A 2,560-nucleotide genomic window follows, 5' to 3' on the forward strand; every position below is an offset into this window, starting at 1 on the left:
CCGGTTTGCCGGGCGAGGATGTCCCGTTGGCAATCACACCGTACTCCGCAGCGGTCTGCGCCCCGGCGTGCGACATCGCGGCGAGCGCGCAACAAGCGACCGCGGCGATGGCCATGCGGCGAGCCTGACAGGTTTTGCGAATGTTTTTCATGATGTTCCCCGGGGTAGCGCGCCTTGGCGCGCAGTTCGGCATTGCCGTGTGACTCGTGACAGCGTTGACAGGCCTGTTGTAATTAGAAGCACTCCACGCCGCCGTGCGCGCCCGACAGCACACCCACGCAGTCGCCCGCGCGGGCCGGCGCGGGCCGCGAAGGCTTGCGTATCACCGCGGCACGCACGGGCTCACGGGCGGCGACTGGCGGTGCCGCCACCGGTTCGTTCAGCAGCGTCATCTTGGTCGCGCCTGTGGTTGCCAATGCCGCGCCGTCGACCTGGTTGCGCAGTACCAGCGACAACGTGCCGACACTGCGCGCGAGGTCGAGCTTTTCGGCCTGCTCGGGCGTGACTTCGAGCGTTACGGCGTTGACGACCTTCGGCGCGGTATCGTCGCGGCTGACTTGCTGTGCCACGGCAAGCACCAGGATCTTCTCCAGCACGATCTTGGAAATGCTCTGATCGGTCGGCCCTTTGCGCTCGGTCTCGCTGGTGTTGACGATGACGTCGACGTAGTTGCCGGGCAACGCGAAGCCGGCCACGCCGACCACGTCGTTGACTCTCACCGTGATGGCTCGCTTGCCCTCGCCGATGACCGCCGACAGACCGCCCTTGGTCCCCAGCGGGGCGAGCTTCGATTCGAGAATCGGCTCGCCGCGCTGCATGCCGACGCGCGCGACTCGGCCATCGAGCAGCTTCGGATCGTGGAACGCCCCTTGTGGAATGCTGTCGGCGGGCCAGTTGGTCATCTTGATGAGTTCGGTGTTGAGGGGCTGGCCGAGGCTGACGTCGCCGGCGGCTACGGCAACGGAGGTCACCGAAGCCGCGGATTGACGCGACAGCCATTGGGCGGCAAATACCACCGAGGCCAACCCGGCCACGATGGCGATCAGCAACATCGATAACGCCTTCGGGTTTTTCATGATCGTTGCTCCTCAGTGATGATCGAACGGTGTGGCGAAAGGGGCGTCGCCAAGTGAGCGCATGCCATCGTCCTGCCAGCTTCGACGTCCCCGGTGATTCATGTCGAAGTAACGGCGCCACGCATCGTCGAGCAGGTCCGCGGTGACCGTCATCGCGCTTTCCATATAGCGACACTCGGCTTCGACCTGCAGCAGCAAGTCGCGCGGGTAGCAGGCCATGAGCGGCGTGGCGGACATGCCATGGAGCTTTTGCGTCAGGTAGTCGAAGGCATCGTCCCCCGCGACGAGCCCAAGGCGCCGGCATTCGGCATCGAAGATGCGGCGGTAGGCGTCGGGCTCCATCGCGCCCACGTAAAGCTTGCAGCCCAGCCTGCGCAGGAACGGTTCGTCGCAAAGCTCCCACGGATTGAGGTTCGACGAAAACACGGACCATACGTCGAACGGCACGATGAAGCGACGTCCGGTGTGGAGCGTATGGACATCGATGTTGCGATCCAGTGGCACGATCCAGCGATTGGCGAGTGCCTGGGGCGGCGCCATCTGCCGGCCGAAGTCATCGATGATGTAGATGCCGCCATTCGCCTTCATGTGCGGGGGCGCCTGATAGAAGCCGGTGGAGGCGTCGTAGCAGACCTCCAGCATGTCGAGCGTCAGCTCGCCGCCCGAGATCACGAGCGGGCGCTCGCACCAGAGCCAGCGGCGGTCCCGCAGGTGCGGCTGACCGGCGATAGTCGCGTCGGCTACTGGAACATGCACGAGCGGATCGAACACCTGGATGACCTCGCCCGACACCGAGATGGCGAAGGGGATCGGCGCCGCGCCTTGAAGCAGCGTGCCCAAGCGCTCGGCCAGATAGGTCTTGCCGCTGCCTGCCGGACCGAACAGCATCAGGGGGCGTCCGGCGTTGAGCGACGACGCGATCTCATCGAGCAAGCGAGCATCCAGCGTCGTGCCCTTGAAAGCTTGTTTGACGAACGTGCGCTTGACCTGCAATTTGCGCACCGAGTGGGCCTTGACGGACGTTACATAGGCGTCGAGCGTCACCGGTGCCGGGCCGACATAGCTGCACAGGTTCATCGCTTCGCGTGCTCGCGCATGGCCGGCATCGGTCAGCCGAACGTGAACGTCCGCGTCCAGGGCGCCCCGATGGGTGATTTCCATCAGGTGTTCGCGCACGGTGAAGGCGATCAGCTCGTCGAGCACGCTCAGCGGTAGCTTGAGACCGTCCATCAGCGCCAGCAGCGTTGTCTTGCCGCTGACGAAGCAGGATTTGCTGACGAGATCAACGAGAAACGACATGTCGAGTCCCGTATCCGCCACCGACCGGAGCGCGGGCGCTGCGTTGGCGCCTGCCTCGTGGCCGTTCGCAAGATGCGATGGCGTCAATGGCGACATGCCGTCGTTGCCTTGCGGCGTCGTCGAATCGGTTACGCTGTGTTGATCCATGATGCGTACCCCGTGACTGTTTCCGTGGAGTTCAGGCC

The 2,560-nt window shown here is 64.6% G+C and carries 2 protein-coding genes; both read right to left on the reverse strand.

The features are described from left to right. Window positions 1–233: 233 nt before the first annotated feature. A complete protein-coding gene (cpaB, locus tag A985_RS0110995) occupies window positions 234–1,076 on the reverse strand; it encodes a Flp pilus assembly protein CpaB (protein WP_017233458.1) in 843 nt (280 codons plus the stop codon). A 12-nt stretch (window positions 1,077–1,088) separates the two neighbouring features. After that, window positions 1,089–2,560, reverse strand: a 1,472-nt coding sequence (locus A985_RS25080) for an ATP-binding protein (protein ID WP_232424590.1), incomplete at its 5' end; no start/stop codon positions are given.

It is taken from the genome of Pandoraea sp. B-6, assembly GCF_000282835.1.
Lineage (GTDB): Bacteria > Pseudomonadota > Gammaproteobacteria > Burkholderiales > Burkholderiaceae > Pandoraea > Pandoraea cepalis.